Origin of the sequence: Mitsuaria sp. 7, assembly GCF_001653795.1 — a bacterium.
Lineage (GTDB): Bacteria > Pseudomonadota > Gammaproteobacteria > Burkholderiales > Burkholderiaceae_C > Roseateles.
Map to the genome: position 1 here is coordinate 4,536,904 of NZ_CP011514.1, position 23,612 is coordinate 4,560,515.

At 67.2% G+C, this 23,612-nt stretch carries 21 protein-coding genes; 8 read left to right on the plus strand and 13 right to left on the minus strand.

Annotation, left to right across the window (positions count from 1 at the left end; genetic code table 11):
• The first annotated feature begins 2 nt into the window (after window positions 1-2).
• Window positions 3-2,279: an RHS repeat domain-containing protein gene (locus ABE85_RS19870; RefSeq protein WP_082938786.1), complete on the plus strand. Its 2,277-nt coding sequence runs from the start codon at window positions 3-5 to the stop codon at window positions 2,277-2,279.
• The gene (locus ABE85_RS19875; RefSeq protein ID WP_157522670.1) at window positions 2,266-2,568 is read left to right on the plus strand and encodes a hypothetical protein; all 303 of its coding nucleotides are present in this window, start codon (window positions 2,266-2,268) and stop codon (window positions 2,566-2,568) included. The genes ABE85_RS19870 and ABE85_RS19875 overlap by 14 nt, the downstream gene beginning before the upstream one ends.
• Here ABE85_RS19875 and ABE85_RS19880 read toward each other — a convergent pair.
• The 3 genes from ABE85_RS19880 to ABE85_RS19890 form a co-directional block, all read right to left on the minus strand.
• Entirely contained in the window at window positions 2,565-3,239 is a 675-nt protein-coding gene (locus tag ABE85_RS19880; RefSeq protein ID WP_067278648.1) for a glutathione S-transferase family protein, read from the minus strand. The genes ABE85_RS19875 and ABE85_RS19880 overlap by 4 nt on opposite strands.
• Before the next feature lie 159 nt (window positions 3,240-3,398).
• Window positions 3,399-3,674 carry a hypothetical protein gene (locus ABE85_RS19885; protein ID WP_067278653.1) on the minus strand — a complete coding sequence of 92 codons (276 nt, stop codon included), beginning with the start codon at window positions 3,672-3,674 and terminating at the stop codon, window positions 3,399-3,401.
• Window positions 3,675-3,683: 9 nt separating this feature from the next.
• Window positions 3,684-4,403: a hypothetical protein gene (locus ABE85_RS19890; RefSeq protein WP_067278654.1), complete on the minus strand. Its 720-nt coding sequence runs from the start codon at window positions 4,401-4,403 to the stop codon at window positions 3,684-3,686.
• A 169-nt stretch (window positions 4,404-4,572) separates the two neighbouring features.
• Here ABE85_RS19890 and ABE85_RS19895 point away from each other — a divergent pair, with 169 nt between their 5' ends.
• Window positions 4,573-6,366 carry a glycoside hydrolase family 15 protein gene (locus ABE85_RS19895; RefSeq protein ID WP_067278656.1) on the plus strand — a complete coding sequence of 598 codons (1,794 nt, stop codon included), beginning with the start codon at window positions 4,573-4,575 and terminating at the stop codon, window positions 6,364-6,366.
• A 30-nt stretch (window positions 6,367-6,396) separates the two neighbouring features.
• On the opposite strand, the gene ABE85_RS19900 is transcribed toward ABE85_RS19895, so the two are convergent.
• A complete protein-coding gene (locus ABE85_RS19900; protein WP_067278664.1) occupies window positions 6,397-7,161 on the minus strand; it encodes an SDR family NAD(P)-dependent oxidoreductase in 765 nt (254 codons plus the stop codon).
• Window positions 7,162-7,321: 160 nt separating this feature from the next.
• Here ABE85_RS19900 and ABE85_RS19905 point away from each other — a divergent pair, with 160 nt between their 5' ends.
• The 3 genes from ABE85_RS19905 (at window position 7,322) to ABE85_RS28100 (ending at window position 9,952) form a co-directional block, all read left to right on the plus strand.
• Window positions 7,322-8,272 (plus strand): LysR substrate-binding domain-containing protein, encoded by a 951-nt coding sequence (locus ABE85_RS19905; RefSeq protein WP_067278667.1) that lies wholly within the window; start codon window positions 7,322-7,324, stop codon window positions 8,270-8,272.
• Window positions 8,273-8,476: 204 nt separating this feature from the next.
• Window positions 8,477-9,334, plus strand: a complete 858-nt coding sequence (locus ABE85_RS28095) for a hypothetical protein (protein ID WP_067278671.1) — start codon at window positions 8,477-8,479, stop codon at window positions 9,332-9,334.
• Window positions 9,335-9,352: 18 nt separating this feature from the next.
• On the plus strand, window positions 9,353-9,952 hold the full coding sequence (locus tag ABE85_RS28100; protein WP_067278673.1) for a hypothetical protein: 600 nt from the start codon (window positions 9,353-9,355) through the stop codon (window positions 9,950-9,952).
• A 123-nt stretch (window positions 9,953-10,075) separates the two neighbouring features.
• Here ABE85_RS28100 and tehA read toward each other — a convergent pair whose 3' ends face one another.
• Window positions 10,076-11,053: a dicarboxylate transporter/tellurite-resistance protein TehA gene (tehA, locus tag ABE85_RS19920; protein WP_067278676.1), complete on the minus strand. Its 978-nt coding sequence runs from the start codon at window positions 11,051-11,053 to the stop codon at window positions 10,076-10,078.
• Between the two features lie 250 nt (window positions 11,054-11,303).
• Window positions 11,304-12,146 (minus strand): ferritin-like domain-containing protein, encoded by an 843-nt coding sequence (locus tag ABE85_RS19925; RefSeq protein ID WP_067278679.1) that lies wholly within the window; start codon window positions 12,144-12,146, stop codon window positions 11,304-11,306.
• Between the two features lie 149 nt (window positions 12,147-12,295).
• On the opposite strand from ABE85_RS19925, the gene ABE85_RS19930 reads away from it, so the two are divergent.
• On the plus strand, window positions 12,296-13,309 hold the full coding sequence (locus ABE85_RS19930) for a PHB depolymerase family esterase (protein ID WP_067278683.1): 1,014 nt from the start codon (window positions 12,296-12,298) through the stop codon (window positions 13,307-13,309).
• Between the two features lie 101 nt (window positions 13,310-13,410).
• On the opposite strand, the gene ABE85_RS19935 is transcribed toward ABE85_RS19930, so the two are convergent.
• From ABE85_RS19935 to fba, 4 genes are all read right to left on the minus strand, one after another.
• Entirely contained in the window at window positions 13,411-14,556 is a 1,146-nt protein-coding gene (locus ABE85_RS19935; protein WP_067278687.1) for a hypothetical protein, read from the minus strand.
• A 7-nt stretch (window positions 14,557-14,563) separates the two neighbouring features.
• On the minus strand, window positions 14,564-15,460 hold the full coding sequence (locus tag ABE85_RS19940) for a phosphoribosylaminoimidazolesuccinocarboxamide synthase (protein ID WP_067278690.1): 897 nt from the start codon (window positions 15,458-15,460) through the stop codon (window positions 14,564-14,566).
• Between the two features lie 98 nt (window positions 15,461-15,558).
• Window positions 15,559-15,984 carry a gamma-glutamylcyclotransferase family protein gene (locus ABE85_RS19945; RefSeq protein WP_067278693.1) on the minus strand — a complete coding sequence of 142 codons (426 nt, stop codon included), beginning with the start codon at window positions 15,982-15,984 and terminating at the stop codon, window positions 15,559-15,561.
• 99 nt (window positions 15,985-16,083) lie between these two features.
• Window positions 16,084-17,148 carry a class II fructose-bisphosphate aldolase gene (gene fba, locus ABE85_RS19950; protein WP_067278696.1) on the minus strand — a complete coding sequence of 355 codons (1,065 nt, stop codon included), beginning with the start codon at window positions 17,146-17,148 and terminating at the stop codon, window positions 16,084-16,086.
• Window positions 17,149-17,558: 410 nt separating this feature from the next.
• On the opposite strand from fba, the gene ABE85_RS19955 reads away from it, so the two are divergent.
• Window positions 17,559-18,578, plus strand: coding sequence for an STAS-like domain-containing protein (locus tag ABE85_RS19955; RefSeq protein WP_067278699.1), 1,020 nt, complete (start codon window positions 17,559-17,561; stop codon window positions 18,576-18,578).
• A gap of 70 nt (window positions 18,579-18,648) precedes the next feature.
• Here the strand turns inward: ABE85_RS19955 and ABE85_RS19960 are convergent, their stop codons facing one another.
• From ABE85_RS19960 to ABE85_RS19970, 3 genes are all read right to left on the minus strand, one after another.
• Window positions 18,649-19,422, minus strand: coding sequence for an ABC transporter substrate-binding protein (locus ABE85_RS19960; RefSeq protein WP_067278703.1), 774 nt, complete (start codon window positions 19,420-19,422; stop codon window positions 18,649-18,651).
• Between the two features lie 28 nt (window positions 19,423-19,450).
• Window positions 19,451-20,881 (minus strand): pyruvate kinase, encoded by a 1,431-nt coding sequence (pyk, locus tag ABE85_RS19965; RefSeq protein WP_067278706.1) that lies wholly within the window; start codon window positions 20,879-20,881, stop codon window positions 19,451-19,453.
• 296 nt (window positions 20,882-21,177) lie between these two features.
• Complete coding sequence (locus ABE85_RS19970) at window positions 21,178-23,496, minus strand: NADP-dependent malic enzyme (RefSeq protein ID WP_067278709.1); 2,319 nt, start codon at window positions 23,494-23,496, stop codon at window positions 21,178-21,180.
• Between the last annotated feature and the right edge of the window lie 116 nt (window positions 23,497-23,612).

The following is a 23,612-nucleotide window of genomic DNA, read 5'->3' on the forward strand; positions in this document are numbered from 1 at the left end:
TCATGCATGGAATCAAGAGGCACCTGCAGTGCCGGAGCAAGCTCGCGGCCGCAATGACCGCGTTTATCGCCGTGATCGGCTCAGCCGGATCGATCGCCCATGCAGCGACGCTGCCGCCTCCGCCGGTATCACCCCCACCGGTCACCGATTACGAGTACGACGCCAAGGGCAATCCGACCAAGGTGATCAAGGCCAAGGGCGTGAGCGGCTTCGGCTTCGCGACGACCAATGCCTACGACCCGCTGGACCGGGTCAAGACCAGCACGGACGCCCGTAACGGCGTGACGCAGCTGGGCTACGACGGCATTGATCAGCTGAAGCAGGTCACCGATCCGCGCAGCCTCGTGACCTCATATCAGCGCAACGGGCTCGGTGATCTCACGCAGCTGGCGAGTCCTGACACGGGCACCGCCAACAGCACGTACGACCCCAATGGAAACCTGCTCACCCGGACCGACAGCCGCGGCGTTCAGGCGACCTATGTCTACGACCCGCTCGACCGAATGACATCGGCGATCTACACGAAGAGCGGGCAGGCGGCGCAGAACTACTCGTGGACTTATGACCAGACGGGCGGTGACTTCGGCATAGGCACCAAACGTCTGACCACGGCAGTCAGCCCCTCGACAACGACGAAATACGGCTACGACATCAAGGGTCGGCTCATCACCGTGATTCAAAGCGTTGGCGGCGTGGTGCTCACCACGCGCTACGGCTACGACCGCGCGGACCACGTCACCTCCATCACGTATCCGTCGGGCCGACTGCTGACGATTCAGTATCAAGACGGTTTCATGACCGGCATGACGCTGGCCAAGGATGCGGTCAGCACCGCCAAGCCGCTGATCACCAATGTCCAGTGGGATCCATTCGGGCCGATGAGCAGCTGGCAGATCCAGCTGACGGCAGGACCGAAGACGATCGAGCGGGTCTTCGACACGTATGGGCGCCTTGTCCGCTACCCGCTGAACGGCGTGGTGCGCGACATCACCTACGACGCCGCCGATCGCATCGTCAGCTACACGCACCTGGACGCGGCAACTGGAGCGGTGACGGCTGAAGCGCAGGCGATGAACCAGAGCTTCGGGTACGACGAGCTCGGTCGCCTGACCAGCATCATCACGCCGGCCAACTCCTGGACCATCGGCTACGACGCCAACGGCAACCGGACTGGGATGACGCTCAACGGCGCGGCGCGGAACTACACCACCGCGACGACGAGCAACCGGCTCACCGGTATCGATAACCCGGTACGCAGCTTCACCCACGACGCCGCAGGCAACACGCTCACAGACACCGGGCTCGGCTACACGACCACGTACGGGCTCGATAACCGTCTGGCCACGCTCACGAGCGCTGGCGTCACCACGACCTACAACTACGACGCTGGCGGCCAACGCGTGCGCAAGGTGACAGGCACGTCCCGACCCCACTTCGCGTATGACCCGAACGGACAGCTCCTCGGCGAGTACAACAGCTCAGGCGGCGCGCTGCAGGAATTCGTCTGGCTGGGCAACACGCTGATCGCGGTGCTGACCAACTCGTCGACAACGGAGCCGCGGATCTACTACGCGTACTCGGATCACCTCAACACACCGCGCGTGATCGTGAACGCCGCGGGAGACGTCCGCTGGCGCTGGATCGCCGAGCCATTCGGGACAACGGCGGCAGAGACGATCCCCAACTCGCTTGAGAACCTCGTCGTCAACCTGCGCTTCCCCGGTCAGTACTTCGACAAGGAATCGGGGCTGAGCTACAACTACTTCCGGGACTATGACTCCACACTGGGGCGATACACACAATCAGACCCTATAGGGCTTGCAGGAGGTCTCAACACGTTCAGCTACGTGAGTGGACGACCAACTCAACTGAGCGATCAGCTCGGACTCTGTCCCATCTGCCTGATCCCAGCGCTCCCCTTCCTTCCCGAGGCAACGATCATCGGGGGGCTGTGGTGGTCATCCCAGCACGATTCGTCGTCGAGGTCGAAAACAGGCGGAGCAAGCGAGGAATGGAAAGCTTGCCCGCCCAACGCTGGCAATCAAGACCCTTGCAAGGGTCTTCGAGATCAGCTTGCAGATCACCGACGGAAGTACGATGAGTACGTTAAGAATCCCAGCGCCGGCGATAACAAAGGGGTACTGGCCGCAGCGTTCGAGAGCAACGACATGGAGCTATACAACAAGATCATCAACGGACGTCTTAAGAGTCTGCAGGGGCAGATCGAGAATTTCCAACGTCAGCTTGAGGTATGTGAGAGGCAGCATGGAAAAAAGTAAGTCCATCGATATTCATCAACTAAGGGTGGCCGTTGACGCCGCTTTGCGCCACATCGCGGAGAATCTTGGCAAAGACCATATTGAGCTTGACGAAGATCTTTACTGGGAGGTTCCGTTCCCCGATCTTTTCAATCTTCGCAAGTCTCCTGTTGAGCTAGAGGTTGGAAATCTCAGTGATGATCTGGAGTTCCTAGACGCGATTCAGTCAGAGCCTAAGAACGCCACGGCACTTTCTCTCGTTCATATTTTTCCGTTGCTGAGGTACCTGGCGCACAAGGTGGACGGTTAAGGAGAGTACGCCTCAGGTAACCCTTCCCGATACGGATAGAACTTGAAGTACGGCCTCGCCTCGTCGAGCGTGCGCACGACCGACGGGCGCTGCATCAACCGCCCGAAGTACGCCCCCAGCCGCCGCTGCGATTCCCCGAACGGCACCAGCGTCGCCGCATAGAACAGCGACGGTGCCGCCGCGCAATCCGCCATGCTGAAGTGCTCGCCCGCGGCCCACTCGCGGTCGGCGAGCCGCTCCTCCAACATCCCATACGCCATCGCCAGCGTGCCGCGCGCCTTGTTCACCGCGATCGGATCGCGGTCTGCTTCCGCGCGCAGCCGGTCCCCGACGATCGCCTGCATCGGCAGCATCACGTAGAGATCGAGCAGCCGGTCCATCAACCTCACCTCCTGCGCCGCGTCCTCATCGGTCGGCACCAGTTGCTGATCCGGCCGTCCATATCGCTTCGCGAGGTACTCGATGATCACGCTGGTCTCCGGCACCACGCGGTCGCCGTCGACCAGCAGCGGCATCTTCCCCGTCGGCCAGCGCGCGAGGAACTCCGCCCGCTGCGTCGCATCGCCGAGATCGAGGAAGCGCCGCTCGACCTCGATGTCCAGCTCGTTCAACGCGATCAGCGCCTTGTGGCAGAACGAAGAGAGCGGATGGAAGTGCAGGCTCAGCGCCATGTCATTCACCTTGATGAGGTTGCCGTGAAAGACAGGTTAACTCCTGCCCGCGCTGCGAAGTCAGGGGCAGGGCTTCCGATCGCCATCGCCTAAGTTTCCTGGCCTCATCCCGAGCCGGCTTTGAGGAGACGCGATGAAGAAGACCTTCGTGCGATGCGGCTAGATCAAACGCTCCTGGAAGGCCCACGCGATCGCCTCAGCAAGCGACTTGAACGCTTTCCCGAGCACGGCCGCGCCCCGCTCCTGCCATCGGAGATTCCAGCCCTCGCCGTCCTCGAGGAGATACCACCCGTCTGCCGCACCGTCCTCCCACGAAAAGCCGACCGGCAACTCCCGGATGCGCACGAGGAGCGCGGCGTCAGCACCGAGTACGTCCGCCAGGGCGAGGTCCGGGTGGATTCGCACCAGAGCGTCGATGTACTCGCGGGCCCGCATGACGGCTCCTCAACGCGTCGGCGCCGCCGGCACGAGGTCCAGCTCATCCAAGCTATGCGCCAGCGTGAGGTCCATGCGCCGCCAGAGCCGCTCCTTGAGCTGCTGCTGTTCCTGCGGGCTGTAGTCCTCGCGCCGGTCCTTCAGCGCGAGGTCGGTGTCGTCGTCCTTGCGATCGCACATCCGTGGCCAGCCCGACTTCCAGGCCACCACCTTGCGGGACTGCACATCCAGGAATTGCACGGCATAGCCGAGGTACACGCACTTCTCCAGGTCGCCGAGGATGGACAGCTCGTTCAGGCCGTAACCCGGGCGGATCGGCCGGTGGTTGTCGTTGACGCTTTCGCGGAACAGCAGCACATGGTCGACGCCCTTGGCCTGCGCCTCCGTCCACACGTCCGGCGGGATCTCGCGGCTCAACGGCGAGTCCTTCAAGGACGTCCGGTCCAGCACCACCGCCGTGAAGTCCTTGCGTACGGACAGCATCGCGACTGTCCGCTCGGCCAACCGGCGGTCGACCTGCCAGTCGGCCACATCCCAAGCGGTATATCGCGTGTTGCTGAAGGTCGCGGCCGCGCGACCCCGGAATTCGTTCCCGAGCAGCGACATCACCCCGATGCGCTGCACCTTGGCCTGGTCTTCCTGACGCACCGCCGTGGGCAAGGTCCCCGCGCAGCCCGCCAGCAATGCCGCCAGCCCCAGACCCACCACCGTCCTTGCGATCCCCATCATCCCGCTCTCCCCATGTCGTTGTCTCGGAAAAACGGAATCGTATCGAGCCGTGAGCGGCGGCGCGGAGGGCGCACTTCGGTTTCTCCGATGTCCTGCTTCGGGAACGGTCTTTGCCCGCTGTCCGATTCCCGTCCGTGCAACATCGCAAGAAGACGAACAAGGAGGATCGATGGAAGCCGCCTCTCTGAAACTGGGCCTCGTCGGCAACTGCGCAGTCAGCGCGCTGATCGACGACCGCGCCCGCGTCGTCTGGTGCTGCGCCCCGCGCTTCGACGGCGACCCCGTCTTCCACGCGCTCATCGACTCCCCCGACGGCATCGGGCCTGACGGCACCTTCCAGGTCGAGCTGGAAGATTTTGCGCGCAGCGAGCAGTCCTACGACCACGGCACCGCCGTGCTGCGCACCCGGCTCTACGACACCCACGGCAACGCGATCGAAGTCACCGACTTCATGCCGCGCTTCTTCCTCAACGACCGCCCCTACCGCCCCATGATGCTGGTGCGCCGCATGCGCCCCATCCAGGGCCATCCGCGCATCCGGGTGATCCTGCGGCCCGTCATCCAATGGGGCTCCGCCCATCCGACCCGCACCCGCGGCAGCAACCACCTGCGCTTCGTCGGACCGGAAGGCACCATCCGGCTGACCACCAACGCGCCGCTGACCTACGTGCAGGAAGAGACGCCCTTCGCGCTCGACATGCCGATGAGCTTCATCTTCGGTCCCGATGAGACGCTGGACCGCGCCGTCGAGGACACCGCGCGGCTGCTCGAGGAGAAGACCATCAGCTACTGGCGCGACTGGACGCGCCGGCTCGCCATCCCGCTCGAGTGGCAGGAGGCGGTGATCCGCGCCGCCATCACGCTGAAGATGTGCCTGTTCGAGGAGACCGGCGCCATCGTCGCCGCGATGACCACCAGCGTGCCCGAGGCGCCGCACACGCAGCGCAACTGGGACTACCGCTACTGCTGGCTGCGCGACGCCTTCTTCGTGGTGCGCGCGCTCAACAGCCTGTCCGAGACCGGCACCATGGAGGACTACCTGCGCTGGATGCGCAACATCATCGGCCAGTCCAAGGACGGCCACGTGCAGCCGCTCTACGGCATCGGGCTGGAGGCCAAGCTGACCGAGTACATGGTCCCGCACCTGCGCGGCTACCGCGGCATGGGCCCGGTGCGCGCGGGCAACCAGGCCTACGAGCATTTCCAGCACGACGTCTACGGCAACATCGTGCTGGGCTCGGCGCAGTCCTTCTTCGACCACCGGCTGCACCAGCGCGCCGGCATCGATGAATTCGCGCTGCTGGAGCGCGCCGGCGAACAGGCCTTCGCCATCCATGACAAGCCCGACGCCGGCATGTGGGAGCTGCGCACGCGGGCGCGGGTCCACACCTCGTCGGTGCTGATGAACTGGGCCGCCTGCGACCGCCTGGGCAGGATCGCGAACGTGCTCGCGCTCCCGGAGCGCGCGGCCCTGTGGGCGGAACGCGCCGACCTCATCAAGCGGAAGATTCTCGACAACGCGTGGAGCGAGCAGCGCCAGGCCTTCGTGGAGAGCTTCGGCGGGAAGGACCTCGACGCCAGCGTGCTGCTGATGACCGAGGTCGGCTTCATCGATCCGATGGATCCCCGCTTCGTGAAGACCGTCGACGCGCTGGAGGCGTCGCTCTGCGACGGCCCCTACATGCGCCGCTACGAGGCGCCCGACGACTTCGGCAAGCCCGAGACCTCGTTCAACATCTGCGCGTTCTGGCGCATCGACGCGCTCGCGCGCATCGGCCGCGTCGAGCAGGCGCGGGAGCTGTTCGAATCGCTGCTCGCCTCGCGCAACCACGTGGGCCTGCTGTCCGAGGACACCCACCCGGTCACCGGCGAGCTCTGGGGCAACTTCCCGCAGACCTACTCGATGGTGGGCATCATCAATTGCGCGATGCGGCTGTCGAAGCCGTGGGACTCGGAGATCTGAGCGGGGGCCGCGCCTGCGGCCCCCGTTCGCTCAGGCCTGCACCATGCCGCCGTCGACGAACAGCTCGATGCCGGTGACGAAGGACGAGGCGTCCGAGGCCAGGTAGACCGCCGCCTTCGCGATGTCCTCCGGCTGGCCGATGCGGCCGATCGGCAGCTGCGAGGTCAGGTAGTCCAGCAGGCCTTGCTGGTTGGCCGGGTCGGGGCCGGCCAGTTCCACCAGGCCCGGCGTGTGGATCGGGCCGGGGGACAGCGTGTTGATGCGGATCGCGCGGCCCTTCAGGTCCAGGATCCAGCTGCGCGCCAGGTTGCGCACCGCCGCCTTCGTCGCGCTGTAGATGCTGAAGTTGGCCGTGCCCATCGAGCTCGTCGTCGAGCCGGCCAGGATCACCGAGGCGCCGCTGATCGCCTTGTCCAGCAGCGGCAGCGCCTTCTGCACGGTGAAGATCACGCCCTTGACGTTGCGCTCGAAGGTCTCGTCGACGTGCTGCTCGGTCAGCTCGCCCAGCGCGGCCATCGTGCCGCCGCCGGCATTGGCATAGAGCACGTCCAGATGGCCGTGGCGCTCGCCGACCTCGGCGTACAGGCGGTCGAGATCGGCCAGCTTCGTCGAGTCCGCCTGCACGCCGATCGCGTTCGGGCCGATCGCCGCCACGGCGGCGTCGAGTTCCGGCTTGCGACGGCCGGTGATGTACACGACCGCGCCTTCCGACGCGAAGGCCTTCGCCGCGGCGAGGCCGATGCCCGTGGTGCCGCCGGTGACGACGGCGACCTTGCCTTCAAGTTGCTTGCTCATGATTCGCTCCATTCAGGAAGTGGTGAAGAGGTGAGCGAAGCTTAAGAATTCGTCGAATCCGAATAAAGCCGTCGAACTCGACTTCTTTTTTCCCAATCCTGAATAATCAGGACCTCGACGCCGAGGAGCGTTGCCGACTCAAGGCGCGGGAGATCGATCAATGGACCAGCTGCTAGCCCTTCGCGTCTTCGTGCGCATCGCCGAATCAGGCGCGTTCTCGAAAGCCGCCGACGCGATGAACATCCCGCGCCCGACCGTGACCAAGCTGGTGCAAGACCTGGAGCGCCACCTCGGCACGCGGCTGCTGCAGCGCACGACGCGACGCGTGAGCGTCACGCCCGAAGGCGCCGCGTACTACGAGCGCGCGCGGCGTCTCATCGAGGATCTCGCGGAGATGGATGAACTCGCGGCGCAGACGCGTGCGCAGGCGCGCGGCCGGCTGCGCGTGGACGTCGGCTCGATCCTCGCGAACATGATCCTCATCCCCGCCCTGCCCGACTTCCGCGCGAGGCATCCCGAGTTGCACGTGGACCTGGGCGTCAGCGACCGCCACATCGATCTCATCAGCGAAGGCGTCGACTGCGTGATCCGCGGCGGCGAGCTGGCGGACAACACGCTGGTCGCGCGACGCATCGCGGACCTCGACTGGGTCACCTGCGCCAGCCCGGTCTATCTGAAGGCGCGCGGCGTCCCGAAGCATCCGTCCGAGTTGACCGCACGTGCGCATGGACCTGCTGACCGAGCACGCGTCCCGGGCCATGCAATCGCGGGCTACTTCTCGTCGCTGACGGGCCGGGCGTTTCCACTCGAGTTCCACCGCGGCGACGAGCGCCTCCAGATCGCCGGCGAAGCGGTGATGGCCGTCAACGAGAGCACCGCGCATCTCAGCACGCTGCTGTCCGGCGCGGGGCTGGGCCAGACCTTCCGCTTCGCGGCGACGCCGCATCTGCAGACCGGCGCGCTGCGCACCGTCCTCGACGACTGGACCCGGCCGCGTCATCCGCTGCACGTCGTCTACCCGGCGTCGCGGCACCTCAGCGCGAAGCTGCGGCTGTTCGTCGACTGGGTGGCGGAGGTGTTCGCGCCGTTCGACGACCGCCCGCCACGCTGAGGTCGCTCAACGCTGGGGCATCCCACAAATGTTTGCGTACCTACTTTTGTGAGCGCAAAAAGAAAGAGGCCCCGCACTGCGGGGCCTCTTGGAACTGGGGGCGTGAGCCAGTTGGATTGAGCAGTCAGACTGCGGCTTCCGCTTGGGTCGTGCCCCGCTAGAGGGTGGGTCAAACGTGTTGCCCGAAGAAGAATAATAAGTTGCATGCTTACCTCCGTCAATCCGCTGGAACGGGTCGCAGTGGGCCGCCTGTTGGAGTTCCTTTCTGACCGCATGCCCTGGCATCGATCACTGTGGGGCATCGGCATCGTGCTGGCGATGGATGAACTGTTCGAAGCATGCGAGGCCTTGCGACAGGGCCATCTCAGCGAAGCGTCCATCAAGCGCATTGCATCGTCGCTGCAGCGACGGGTAGGCGTTCACCCGGCGTTCTCCGAGTCGGAAAAAGTCTTTCTCCGCGAACAGGTCCGGCAAGTGCCTCGCGCAGATGGCGCCGCTCACTTTGGCATCCGCGAGCTTTCGTCCCGCGCTTCCAAGGACTATCTGCTGCGCTGGAGTCGAACGATCGCCAGCGGGAGCGGAAGGTTTACCGTTGAGCATTTCGCCCGAAGCGTGGCAGCCCATCTTCTCGATGCGGGATTTGCGGAGCAGTATCTGAACGACTTCATCCGCGCACGACTCGGCGCGGAGTCGCCAATCACACTGGCGCAGTTGTGTGAAGAACTCGCCGGAGAGATGGCCGCGAGCCCGCGACGTCCGTTCCAGGTGTTGCTCGCGTTCACCAGCATTCCAGAGCTGCGCAATGGCGTGCCAGCGAACTGGCTGCGCGGACCGGAGGTTCCTGCGTGGCTACAAGCCCATGACTTCGACACTGCGGACGTGCGAGCGCCCGTTGCGATGGTGCTGGATGTGATGGCCAGGGATGTCGTGGGGGCGGCGAAAGCCGCGCGTGATACTGTCGACCGATATGCCGCGCGGGCATTGATCGCGACCGGCAAGACACTGAACCGCTTTCCCCTGCTTTGGGTGGCCGGAAGCCCAACGCCGGCGCCCATGAGGTAGGCGTCGCGTGGGGTCGGCGTGAAAGAGCTGTTCCGCGAGGACCGGGTGTTCTCCTCGGAGGCGAATCAGAACGTCGATGCGGCACTCGAGTTGCTTGCACATCTTGAGGGGAGTTCACCGCCCGCAGCCGTCGCCGGCGGTTGGGCCGCCATCGAAGGATTGCTGGCGGATCCCAATGATCGGGCTCTCGCAGCGGACAACCTGGCGACGCTAGTCACCTGCTCTTTCCCGCGAGCTGAACTCACCGCCCTGTCGTATCGGGCACAACGCAAGCATCCGGACTCGACTCAAGAGCTGCAAGGGGTCAACGTCAATCGGGAGCGTTCCCGACTGGTCGCCAGGATGATCCTGGAAGGACGCATGCCGCAGTTGCCCTCGCTGGCAGATCAAGCGGCCGTTGCACGGCTCAGCAAGCTGCTCGGCAATCCAGGCCCTGAGCTCCAGACGATCAGGGACTCCATTGGCGATGCATTTCATCGCCTGTATCGCCAGCGCAACCTCATCCTCCATGGCGCGCGCTTGGATAGCGTGGCACTCACGGCAAGCCTGCGCACTGTCTCCAAGCTTGCCGGGGCGGGGATGGATCGGATCACCCATGGACACTACGTCAGCAGTTGAAACCGCTTGAGCTGGTAGCCAAGGCCAACCTGGCCATCGCGCTGGCGAGCCGGGAAGACCCGCTGGGATGCGTCGACTTGCTGGAAATCACCTAAGGGGACGCAAAGCTGTAAAGCCGGTCCATCACGGCGCCACGGGCGCCTTTTGTGCCAGCGCCTGAGTGACAGGCTTCGCCCGCAGCGCCCACACCACCGACGCGATCGACAAGCCGACGATGACCACGTTGCTCATCGCGAAGAGCACCGGCGCGAGCGTCGTGAACACCGGATCGTCGCCGCGTTCGGCGAAGCGCATCGTGCCGGTGGAGATCGCCGTCGCGCCGAAGGTGAAGGCCCAGTACGACAGCGTGAACGGCTGACGGATCCACGGCATCAGCCGCAGCACCATCAAGGCCTGCGCGATCGCGTAGCCCAGCAGCATGCGGGCGAACACGTCCGGCGGACCGACGGTGACCGCGGCGTAGGCCAGCAGCGAGACCGCCGGCGGCGCCATCTGGATGCCGATCGTCGGCCGCAGTGCCAGGGGCATGGGCTCGACGGTCAGCAGGCGGCCCAGGATGATGGACTCCTGGACGATCCAGGCCAGCACGCCGGCGCCGAAGAACAGCTGCCCCCAGCTCGGCCAGCCCAGCGCCGACAGGCCGATCGCGGACACGAGGTTGGTGCCGACCGTCGGCAGGTAGAGGACCGGCGTCGTGGTCTTCTCGTCGCGACCGCCCCGCCATTGGCCGCCGTGGCGCCACAGCCCGAAGAGCAGCGCGGTCACGGCGCCCGCGAGGATCAGCACCATGCCCACGCCGTGCGCATGCGGCAGAACGCCGATGCCCGCGAGCATCGTGGCCACCGGCACCAGGGCGATGAAGCAGCACAGGATGGGATGCGCGGCTTCGGCCTTGGCGGCCTCGCGGACCGCGATCCACTTGATCGCGAATCGGACCAGCAGCACCGCCCACACCGCCACGGCGACGGCCATCACGGACTCGCCGATCCAGGCCGGGAACCCCCACAGGCGCGCCGCCACGCGCCAGCCGTTGCCCAGGCCGGTGAGGCCCAGCACCATGCTGAAGTAGGAGGCGGGGACCGCCCATCGGGAAAGATTCATCGGGATGCTCCTGCGCGCGACCACCGGGCAGCGGTCGGACGAACGCACTGTAGAGTGAGAATCCCTGTCGCTGTGAAAAGGGCCGACGTCCTCTGACTGCGGAGGCTGCTGGCCCTCACCCCTGCCCTCTCCCGCAAGCGGGAGAGGGAGTCATCCGGTCAGCGCGGTGCACTCTCGCTCCCTCTCCCGCTTGCGGGAGAGGGTGGGGGTGAGGGCCAGAGGCGGTGGCAGTGCAACGGACTCCTTGCGCTCAGGTCAGCAGCACGCGCCGCCCGATCGCGGCGAGCGGACGCTCGACGACACGCTGCACGCCGGGGCGCAGCAGCAGCGGCTTCAGCGTCATGCGCACGGCCAGACCCATCGGCACGTTCGAACTGACGAGCTGGATGGCATCCTTCGTCAGCTGCTCGGCGTTGGCGATGGGCGCCGGGCCGCCGTCGACAGCGCCGGTGCGCAGACGCCCGTTCACCGCATGCCTCAACGCGATCGAGGCGTCCTCCTTGCGCAGCTCCAACGCGCGACGCACCAGGGCCGCCAGCACCTGGCCGCGATGCAGCCCTTCGATCTCGCGGTACTTGCGGAAGAAGGCGAAGAAGTTCTTGTAGTGCTGCACCTCGTCGCAGCGGATGCGCCAGAACAGGTCGCGCAGCACCGGCTCGTCCGTGGCCTCGTGCAGCGCCTGGTAGTAGGTCGTCGTGCCCATCTCGACGATGCAGCGCGCCACCATCTCCTGGCCGCGCGTGGGCTCCAGCTCGTCCATCGTGCACAGCCGCGCGTACTCCTCGAAGAAGCCGGCGTAGGCCGACTCCCAGTCGAAGCCCGGCCACACGTGACGCACATAGGCCTTCAACGCGGCGCCGTGCTGCAGCTCCTCCGGCTCCCAGTGATCGCGCAGCCAGGCGGCGACCTCGGGATCGTCGGCGAAGTGCTCGATGAGGTTGCGCGTGTACATGTCGCTGCCGCTCTCGATGAACGAGGCGCTGCACACGAGGAGGAAGAGCGCATCGTGCCCGCGCACGCGGTCGGGCTCGATGCGGGACAGGTCCAGGTCCTCGAGGGACCAGCGCAAAGGCGTAGGGAGAACAACGGTCATGACGCAAGGTCCGGCAATCCGTGTGCGTGTCATTCCAACAGGCCTCGGGTCCACACGGCGTTAAAGCCCCGTATCGTTGTGTCAAACGGTAGGGATCCCTGCGCCGACACGGTCAGGCCTCAGAATGGGGCGGTCCAACGATTTTCTCCATGGTCAGACGTTCGTCCACCGCCGCCCTCCGCAAGGCCTGGAACAAGGGCCTGCGCGCCGTGACGGGTCAGGTCGTGCGTGCCGCGACGAAGGCCGCCCGCGACGCGACGAAGGACGCCGTGCCCGGGCTGAAGAAAACGCCGCCGCATCCGTCGCCCAGCCTCGGGGACTGGCTGTCCGGACTGGCGACCGGGCGCGCGGGCATGCGGCGCTTCAAGCTCTTCCGGCCCACCGGGCTGACTGCGGGTGAGCGCCCGCCGCTGGTCGTGATGCTGCATGGCTGCGGGCAGGAGCCGGCCGGCTTCGCGCGCAGCACGCGGATGAACCGGCTCGCCGCGCGCGAGCGCTTCCTGGTGCTGTATCCGGAGCAGAGCCGGCTCGCCAATCCGCAGCGCTGCTGGAACTGGTTCGACACCGAGTCCGGCCGCGCGCAGGCCGAGGCCGCACTGATCCTCGCCGCGATCGATCAGGTCTGCCTGCTTCACGGCGCCGATCGCGAGCGCGTGGCGATCGTGGGGCTCTCCGCCGGTGCGGGCATGGCCGCGTTGCTCGCGACGATGCATCCGGAGCGCTTCAGCGCGGTCGCGATGCACTCGGGCGTGCCGCCGGGGCTGGCGAGTTCGGCGACGAACGCGCTGCGCGCGATGCGCGGGCGGGCGGAAGCCGCGACCGTGGAAGGCGGCACGGCATGGCCGCCGCTCCTCGTCATCCAGGGCAATCAGGATCGCGTCGTGGCGGCCGCCAATGCGTTCGAGGCGGCACGCCAATGGGCGCTCGCCGCCGGCGCCGCCACGGTCCACGACCGCCGGGTGCAGCGCGGCAAGCGGCTGCCGATGACGATCGTCGACTTCAAGCGGGGCAGCACGGTCGCGGTGTCGCTCGTCGAGATCGACGGCCTCGCGCATGCATGGAGCGGCGGCACCGCGAAGGAGCCGTTCAGCGATCCCACCGGGCCGGATGCGACGGCGATGATCTGGCGCTTCGTGGCGAAGCGCTTCTCGGCGAAGCGCTGAAGCCCTCTTGCTCCCTCTCCCGCTTGCGGGAGAGGGCAGGGGTGAGGGCCAGCGGCCGTGTCAGTACTGAAGCCTTCCCGCCCTCTCGCCGAGCGGTGACCTCAGGCCTGGAGCTCGCTTCCCGCGAGCAGATCGCGCCACTGCTGCTGCTGTTCGAAGAACTGCCGCCAGGCCTCGTCGGCCAGCGCCTGGTGGCGATCCGCATCGTCCGTCTCGCCGAGCATCAGGAAGGTCTGCGCCAGCCGGCTGTGCGTGATCGCGCGGTCATCGAGCTCGCACTCGGGATCGAGCTCGATCTCGGCCTCGCGCGCCTGATGCAGCGCGTGCTCGTGCTGCCCGAGGTTGGCCCGGCACCAGGCCAGGTCCGACAGCAGGCTGCTGCCCAGACGCTCCAGCCCCAGCGACATCGCCTGCGGCAGGTGTTCCTCGTACAGGCGTCTGGCTTCGTCGAAGCCGCCCTGCATCGTCAGCACCTGCGCGCGCAGCACCGGCGTCAGCTCGGTCATCATCTGCGCGCCGACGGCCTCGTCGAAGTGGTGCACGGAGTCCACCGAGAGCATCAGCTCGGACCCGCGCCACGACTGGCCCGACAGGCTCTCGCGCCGCAGCTGCGAGGCGCGCATGCCGGCCATGTTGAACATCAGCGCCGACAGCGAGGCATCGTCGCCTTCCACCGACGCGTGACGGCGCGCGCGGATGTACCAGCGCTGCGCGGACGCGGTGTCGCCGGCGTAATGCCAGGCCAGGCCCAGCGTGATCGCCACGCGCGCCAGCGCCACGTTGTGCTCGGGCGGCGCCTCGTCGAGGCAGCGTTTCGCGTGCTCGACCATCGCCACCGGGTCATGACGGATGAAGGCCAGTTGCGAGAGCCACGCCGATGCCAGCACGCGCACCTCGATGAGCGCCTCCGATGCGCCGGCGATCGCATGCGCGCGCAGGATGCGGTCCCAGGCCTGCTGCGCGACGAAGCCGTTGTAATAGCTCATCAGGCCTTCGGCCATGTGCAGCCAGGCCCCGATCTCCGGATGCGGATGCTGGAAGGACAGCTGATGCAGGGCGGTCAGCGCCTCGCGCGCCTCGGCCACCGCGCCGTGCCGGGCCAGCAGCATCGCGCGCTTGGCCCGCGCCGCCGCCGACGCTGTCGGCGAGGTCGCGGCGGCGATGTCCTTGTCCAGCTGCTTCATCAGCCGGGACTTGATCACCGGGGAAGCCGCGGCGGCGGACGGCGGGGCTGAGGCGTCTTGCATGCCGGCCTCAGCGTGTCAGCCGGTCCAGCGCTTCCTGGTACTTCGCGGACGTGTTGACGATCACGTCCTCGGGCAGCGCCGGCGGCGGCGCGACCTTGCCCCAGGGCTGGCCGTCCACGGTCGCCTGTTCCAGCCAGTCGCGCAGGAACTGCTTGTCGTAGCTCGGCGGGTTGCTGCCGACGGCGTAGCTTTCCGCCGGCCAGTAACGCGAGGAATCGGGCGTCAGCACCTCGTCCATCAGCGTCAGGGTGCCGTCGGCATCGAGGCCGAATTCGAACTTGGTGTCCGCGATGATGATGCCCTTGGTCAGCGCGATGTCCGCGGCGCGCTGGTAGAGCTGGATCGCGATGTCGCGCACGCGCTCGGCCAGCTCGCGGCCGATGATTTCGGCGCAGCGCTCGAAATCGATGTTCTCGTCGTGGTCGCCCATATCCGCCTTGGTCGCCGGCGTGAAGATCGGCTGCGGCAGCTTGCTCGCGTTCTGCAGGCCGGCGGGCAGCTCGACGCCGCAGACCTTGCCGCTGGCCTTGTATTCGGACCAGCCGCTGCCCGCCAGGTAACCGCGCACCACCGCCTCGATCGGCAGCGGCTTCAGGCGCTTGACCAGCATCGCGCGGTCACGGACCTGCGCCTTCTCCGCCTCGGTCACCACCGACAGCGGATCGTCGCCGGTCAGGTGGTTGGGAACGATGCCGTCCAGCTTGTCGAACCAGAACAGCGCCATCTTCGTCAGCAGCGCGCCCTTGCCCGGGATGGGCTCGCTCATGATGACGTCGAAGGCCGAGATGCGGTCCGACGCGATCATCAGGATGCGGTCGTCGCCGACCGCGTAGTTCTCGCGCACCTTGCCGCGTGCGATGAGGGGAAGGGAGGTGATCGACGAGGTATGCAGGGCGGCGGTCATGGGTGTGCGGTCGGACGGAACAGCAAAGCCGGGATTCTAGAGGCGGCTCAGGAAACCTCGCCGACGCCGGACGACCCGTCGATCCGCTTCAGGACGCCTCAGATCGACGTGAAGCCGACGTAGCGCGAGACGAAGCGCGCCTTGCCTTCCCGCTCGAAGCGCGCCTCGTCCCAATCGCCCTCGTCGAGCCGCGGCACAGCGTCCGGCTTGAAGAGATAGGTCCAGGCCCGCCGCCAGCTGCCGTCGGCCAGCGTCACCAGCACCTCGTGGCGCTCGTAGTCCTCGCCCTCGAAGCGGTCCAGCCGCGCCCACGCGGCCTCGGGCACGTCGAGATACAGGCGACCGACGACGTGATGCCCTGTCGCCGGGATCATCGCGGGGTAGTCGTGATCGCGCACCGGATGGCGCGCGTGGTCCGCCAGCGTGGCCGACACCGGCGCCGCGGCCGGTTCGGCGTCAGGCCCGCAGACGCGGGCCATGATGTCCGGCCACATCAGCGTGCCGTAGGTGAACGCATGTGCCATGAGCGGATTCCCAAAGACGAGTGCGGAATTAAGGCAAGCAGAAATGAAAAGACCGGCGCGAGGCCGGTCCGTTCGGGGACGTTCTGACGCGTCCGGAGCTTACTGGACGACTTGCGCCAGCTCGCCGCGCTCATAGGCGGCGGCCACGTCGACCAGGCTGCGCGGCTTGATCTTCGGGGCCTGGCCTTCGCAGCCGAATTCCAGGTAACGCGCCTTGCAGACCAGCTTCGCCGCTTCGCGCGCCGGCTTCAGCCATTCGCGGGCGTCGAACTTGTCCGGGTTCTCGAACAGGAACTTGCGCACCGCGCCGGTCATCGCCAGGCGGATGTCGGTGTCGATGTTGATCTTGCGCACGCCGTGCTTGATCGCTTCCTGGATCTCTTCCACCGGCACGCCGAAGGTCTCCTTCATCTGGCCGCCGTACTGGTTGATGATGGCCAGCAGTTCCTGCGGCACGCTCGACGAGCCGTGCATCACCAGATGCGTGTTGGGGATGCGCTTGTGGATCTCCTTGACCCGCGAGATCGCCAGGATGTCGCCGTCGGGCTTGCGCGAGAACTTGTAGGCGCCGTGGCTGGTGCCGATGGCGATGGCCAGCGCGTCCAGCTGCGTGGCCTTGACGAAGGTGGCGGCCTCTTCCGGATCGGTCAGCATCTGGCTGTGGTCCAGCTTGACGTCGGCGCCGATGCCGTCTTCCTCGCCCGCATCACCGGTTTCCAGGTTGCCCAGGCAGCCCAGTTCGCCCTCGACGGTGACGCCGACCTTGTGGGACATCTGGACGACGCGACGGGTCACGTCCACGTTGTAGTCGAAGCTGGCGGGCGTCTTGCCGTCGTCCATCAGCGAGCCGTCCATCATCACCGAGCCGAAGCCCAGGTTGATCGCGCCCTCGCAGACCTTGGGGCTGGTGCCGTGGTCCTGGTGCATCACCAGCGGGATGTGCGGGTAGGCCTCGACCGCGGCCTGGATCAGGTGCTTGATGAAGGCCTCGCCGGCGTACTTCCGGGCGCCGGCGCTGGCCTGCAGGATCACGGGCGCGCCGACCTCGTCGGCGGCGGCCATCACGGCCTGGACCTGCTCCAGGTTGTTGACGTTGAACGCCGGGATGCCGTAGCCCTGTTCAGCTGCGTGGTCCAGCAGCTGGCGCATCGAGACGAGTGCCATGAGAGTTCTCCGAGATAGTGAAAAATCCTGGGCCGCGGGGCGACGCCAAAGCCTCGCCGTAACCGCGCCGTAACTGTTCGGGATTCTAGCGAGCCGCCATGACGGGCCCTGTAACCAACCTGGGGCTCCCCCCGAACTGGTGCCATACCAATCCCCTGCGGCCCCCGTCCCTTCGGGGCCGCGCCACGTGGCCGGCCCCTCGGTGGAGGTTGTGCATGGGCGTGCACACGGGCGCAGACCGCATCCGCGCGCGCCGGCTCCCCCTGGACAGGGGTCTGTGCGCTTGCGCGGCGGCGGACGCGGCCGGTAGGCTCTCGCCCGGGCGTCCCGCCCCGTCGGAGCAAGCGCCGTGCCTTGTCCCGCCGCCGGTGGCGAGGAGCGCCCGCGCGACCGCCGCTTCCAGGAATTTCATGACCCGCCTCGCGATCGATCAGCTCACGCTCTGGATCACCGCCGCCGCCAACGAGCATTCGCTCGACCTGCCCGCCTTCGTCGAGGAACGCACCGGGGCCAGCCACCGCGCCACGCTGAACGCGCTGCGCCGCCTGGTCGACGCCCACTGGCTGACGCGCTCCGGGACCGCCCGCCGGCCGGTCTTCGGACCGGGCGCGCTGCGACAGGTGGCGCGCAGCTACACGCTGCACGGGCTGATGGAAGACGTGATCTGGCAACGCGACTACGCCCCGCACTTCGCGCTGCCGCGTCACGTCGCGCGGATGATCCAGCACGGCTTCACCGAGCTGGTGAACAACGCCATCGACCACAGCGGCGGCAGCAGCGTGACCGTGTCGCTGCGGCAGACGCCGACGCACGCGCAGCTGCTGGTGTCGGACGACGGCTGCGGCGTCTTCGAGAAGATCCGCGACACCTACGAGCTGACCGATGCGCGCCACGCGATGCTGGAGCTCAGCAAGGGCCGGCTGACCACGCAGCCGCAGGCGCACACCGGGCGCGGGCTGTTCTTCAGCTCGCAGCTGGCGGACGTCTTCGACATCCACGCCAACGGCAAGGCGTTCCAGCGCCGCGCCTGGGAAGGCAACGCGTGGAAGGACGGCAAGGGCCTGCCGCGCCAGGGCAGCTCGATCTACATGGCGATGTCGCTGGACAGCACCCGCACGCTGGAGCAGGTGCTGGAGCAGTGGAGCGTCGACGGCACCGGCATCGCCTTCGACCAGACGCGGGTGATGCTGAACCTGGTGGTGGTCGCGGGGCAGATGCTGGACTCGCGCGCGCAGGCGCGGCGGGTCGCGGTGCGGCTGCCGCAGTTCAAGCGGGCGGAGGTGGACTTCGACGGGGTCACCGATGTCGGCCACGCGTTCGCGGATGAACTGTTCCGTGTCTTCGCGCGGGCGCACCAGGAAGTGGAACTCGTGCCCCTGAACATGACGCCGCGCATCGCCGCGCTGGTGCAGGCCGCGCGCAACGCCTGAGGCAGACCGCTCGCCGCGTCCGCCGCTTGACGGCCACGGCGACGTCGAGTCCGCCGCTCAGGAACCACGGTCAGAGATCGCTGTCGACCAACGCCTGGATGGCGGCACGGCTGCGGGCGATCGCCTCGTCCAGCCGCGGCAGCAGCGAGGCGGGTTCGCTGCCCTTGGCGGCGCCGAACACGATGCCCTCTTCCACCACCGGCCTGGGCAGGACCTGGAACTGCCCGCTGCGCAGCGCGCGCAGGCGCCGCTCCAACGCGGCGGCGCTGCCGCGATGGGTCGCGACCATCGCGTCGCAGCGCCCCACCGCCAGCATGCGCGCGCGGGCGCCGAGGTCGTTGCCGCCGCTCTCGACACGGAACAGCTGCTGGTGCCTGGCCTCTTCGAAAGCGGCGCCGTAGGTCGACCCGCGCGACACGCACAGCGCGCGGCCGCGCAGGTCTTCGAGCTTGTCGAACCGGATCGGTTTCGCCTTGGGCACGACCAGCCAGCCGCGGCTCACGAAGGCCGGGTGGCTGTACGCGAAGAGCTTGTCCCGCGCGGGGCTGCGCGAGAGTCCGAAGACCAGGTGCTGGCCGAGCTGCGCGCCCAGCAGCGCGCGCGGCCAGGGCAGCAGCAGCAGTTCCCACTGCAGGTCGGCCGCTTCGGCGATGCGCTTGAGCAGCGGCAGGACGAAGGGTTTGTGGGTCTGCTCGCTGATCGCGAGCCGGACCGGCTCCCGATCGTCCGCGGCCATGCCCGGGGCGGTGTCGACGCCGACCTCGCCTTGTGCGAGCACGGTCCCGACGGTCATCGCCGCGCCCGCGCCGCCGATCAGCAGATCGCGGCGGCGCAGTGGCTTCACGGAGCAGCTCCGGATGTCGGCCGACCCGTCAACCGACGCGGCAGACCTTCAGCATGTTGGTGCCGCCGGGGTAGCCCATCGGCTCGCCGCAGGTGATCGCGTAGGTGTCGCCCGGCATCAGCACACCGCGTTCGATCAGCAGGTCTTCCGCGGCCTTGAGCGCCTCGTCGCGGTCGTTGAAGTTGGGCATCAGCAGCGGCGTCACGTTGCGGTACAGCGCCATCTTGCGATGCGTCAGCACCTGCGAGGTCAGCGCGTAGATCGGCACGTGGATGCGGTGGCGGCTCATCCACAGCGCGGTGGAGCCGGACTCCGTCAGCGCGACGATCGCCTTGCAGCCCAGGTGGTGCGCGGTGAACAGCGCGCCCATCGCGATCGACTGGTCGATGCGGCCGAACTGGCGGTTGGCGAAGTCGGTGTCCAGCGTCACGAACTCGGCGTTCTCCGCCTCCAGCGCGATGGCGGCCATCTGCTGGATGGTCTCGACCGGGAAGCGGCCGGCCGCGGTCTCGGCGCTCAGCATCACGGCGTCGGTGCCGTCGAGCACGGCGTTGGCGACGTCGGACACCTCGGCGCGGGTCGGCACCGGGTTCACGATCATCGACTCCATCATCTGCGTCGCGGTGATGCAGACCTTGTCGAGCTCCAGCGCCATCTTGATCATGCGCTTCTGCAGCGCGGGCACGGCGGCGTTGCCGACTTCCACGGCCAGGTCGCCGCGGGCGACCATGATGCCGTCGGAGGCCTTCAGGATCGCCTCCAGGTGCGGGATCGCCTCATAGCGCTCGATCTTGGCGATCATCCCCGGCTTGTGGCGGAAGGGCTCGCCGGCGACGTTGGCCAACTGGCGCGCCATCTCCATGTCGGTGGCGTTCTTGGGGAAGCTCACCGCCAGGTACTCGCACTGGAAGGACATCGCGGTCTTGATGTCCTCCATGTCCTTGCCGGTCAGCGCGGGCGCGGTCAGCCCGCCGCCCTGCTTGTTGATGCCCTTGTTGTTGGACAGCTCGCCGCCCTGCTTGACGATGGTGTGCACCTGCGAGCCGCGCACCGACTCCACCGTCAGCACCAGCAGGCCGTCGTTGAGCAGCAGCGTGTCGCCAGGCTTCACGTCGCGCGGCAGTTCCTTGTAGTCCAGGCCCACGACCAGCTCGTTGCCAGGTTCGGTGCGGTCGGCATCGAGCACGAAGGGCGTACCGTTCACCAGCTCGATCTTGCCGTTCTCGAACTTGCCGACACGGATCTTCGGCCCCTGCAGGTCCGCCATGATCGCGACCTGGCGGCCGGCGCGGGCAGCCACCTCGCGCACCATGCGGGCACGGTCGATGTGATCCTGCGCCTTGCCGTGCGAGAAGTTCAGCCGCACCACATCGACGCCGGCCTGGATCATCTTTTCCAGGATCTCGGGGGACGACGACGCGGGACCGAGAGTGGCAACGATCTTGGTGGCACGGGACATGTCTTGTCTCTGTCTGAAATTTAGTTACAGCGGTCGATTATGAGCCGCCAAAACGACATCGGAACAGTTTCCGCGAGTTACGGCGGAGTTTCCAACGGCAACGGTCGATGGGACCGAGCACCGGTGGCATGACCACCCCCGGCGACTCGGCCTTCGCGAGGGGCGCCCAACTCGGTCCGCTCACCTCCGGCTCGCTACCCTCAGACAGTCTGCGCCCAGTCAGTGATGGAAGCGCGCTCCGCGCGCCTCGCGCCGGCCTCCTCGCCGGGGGCGGCCATGCCACCTCCCCGCAAGGATCAGGCCTTCGCCGCCTTGACGTCCGCCACCGCCAGGGCCGTCATGTTCACGATGCGGCGCACCGTCGCCGACGGGGTCAGGATGTGCACCGGGCGCTTGGCGCCCAGCAGGATCGGACCCACCGTCACACCCTGACCACCCACCACTTTCAGCACGTTGAACAGGATGTTCGCGGCATCCAGCGTCGGCAGCACCAGCAGGTTGGCCGAGCCCGACAGCGTCGACTCCGGCAGGAAGTTGTTGCGCACGTCCTCGGACAGCGCCGCGTCACCGTGCATCTCACCGTCGCATTCAATGGTCGGGTAAGCCGCGGCGAAGAGGTCGCGGGCGCGCCGCATCTTGACCGCCGACGCACGCTTGCTGCTGCCGAACATCGAGTGCGACAGGAAGGCCACCTTGGGCGGCAGGCCGAAGCGCTGCAGCTCCTCGGCCGCCTGCCAGGCGATGTCGGCGAGCTGCTCGGCGGTCGGGTCTTCATTGACGAAGGTATCGGCGATGAAGAGCGTACGTTGCTCCAGCATCAACGCGTTCATCGTCGCGAAGTTGGAAACCTCCGGCTTCAGGCCGATCAGGTTCTGGATGTGCTCCAGGTGCGAGTCGAAACGCCCCACCGTGCCGCAGATCATCGCGTCGGCATCGCCGAGCTGGATCGCGAGCGCACCGATCGTGGTGTTGGAGCGGCGCACGGCCGACTTGGCCATCTCCGGCGTGAAGCCGTTGCGGCCCATGACCTGGTGGTAGGCCTCCCAATACTGGCGGAAGCGGTGGTCGTTCTCGGGGTCGATGACGGCGACGTCCTCGCCCAGCTTGATGCGCAGGCCGGCGCGCTTGAGGCGCATCGCGATGACCTCGGGGCGGCCGATCAGCGTGGGCTTGGCCAGGCCTTCGTCGAGCGCCACCTGCACGGCGCGCAGCACGCGCTCATCCTCGCCCTCGGCGTAGATGACGCGGGCCGGATGGGCCTTCGCCTCGGCGAAGACCGGGCGCATGAACATGCCGGTCTGGTAGACGAAGCGCGACAGCTGCTCGCGGTAGGCCGCCATGTCCTGGATCGGACGGGTGGCGACGCCGGACTCCTCGGCGGCCTTGGCCACGGCCGGCGCGATGCGCAGGATCAGGCGGCTGTCGAAGGGCTTGGGGATGATGTAGTCGGGACCGAAGGCCAGGTCTTGCCCGGCATAGGCCGCGGCGACTTCCGGCGGGGTCTCGGCCTTGGCCAGATCGGCGATCTCGCGCACGCAGGCGAGCTTCATCGCCTCGGTGATCTTGGTCGCGCCGCAGTCCAGCGCGCCGCGGAAGATGTACGGGAAGCACAGGACGTTGTTGACCTGGTTCGGATAGTCCGAGCGGCCCGTCGCGACGATGCAGTCGGGGCGCGCTTCCTTCGCGAGCTCCGGGCGGATCTCCGGCTCCGGATTGGCCAGCGCCAGGATGATGGGCTGGCGCGCCATCGTCTTGACCATCTCGGCGGTCAGGACGCCGGCCGCCGAGCAGCCCAGGAACACGTCCGCGTCCTTGACGACGTCGGCCAGCGTGCGCGCCGAGGTGATCTGGCAGTAGCGACGCTTGGACTCGTCGAGCTTGCCGGCATCGGCGCGTTCGCTCTGGATCACGCCCTTGGAGTCGACGGCGAAGACGTTCTCACGCTTCACGCCCAGGCCGACCATCACGTCCAGGCAGGCGATGGCCGCGGCGCCGGCGCCCGACACCGCCACCTTCACCGTGCCGATGTCCTTGCCGACGAGCTCCAGGCCGTTCAGCAGCGCGGCGCTCGAGATGATCGCGGTGCCGTGCTGGTCGTCGTGGAAGACGGGGATGTTCATGCGAGCGCTGAGCTGCTTCTCGATGTAGAAGCACTCGGGGGCCTTGATGTCCTCGAGGTTGACGCCGCCCAGCGTGGGCTCCATCGCCGCGATGATCTCGACGAGCTTGTCGGGATCGCGCTCGGCCAGCTCGATGTCGAAGACGTCGATGCCGGCGAATTTCTTGAACAGGCAGCCCTTGCCTTCCATCACCGGCTTGGCGGCCAGCGGGCCGATGTCGCCCAGGCCCAGCACCGCGGTGCCGTTGGTGATGACGCCCACCAGGTTGCCGCGCGAGGTGTAGTCCGCGGCCAGCGACGGGTCGCGCTCGATGTCCAGGCAGGGATAGGCGACGCCCGGCGAGTAGGCCAGCGACAGGTCGCGCTGGTTGGCGAGCGGCTTGGTCGGCGTGACGGCGATCTTGCCGCGCGTCGGGAAGCGGTGGTAGTCCCGCGCCGCCTCGCGCAGTGCGGCCTCGGCCGGGCTCAGGTCGAGGTCGTCGTTCTTGTCGGTCATGCAAATCTCCGTCGGGGGCGCAAAGCTTAATCCTCCGGCTCCGGCGGCGCGATGAATTCAGCTTTAACTCCCATGCAAAGATGGCAATCGCCGATGCGCGCGATGGAATCCGCATC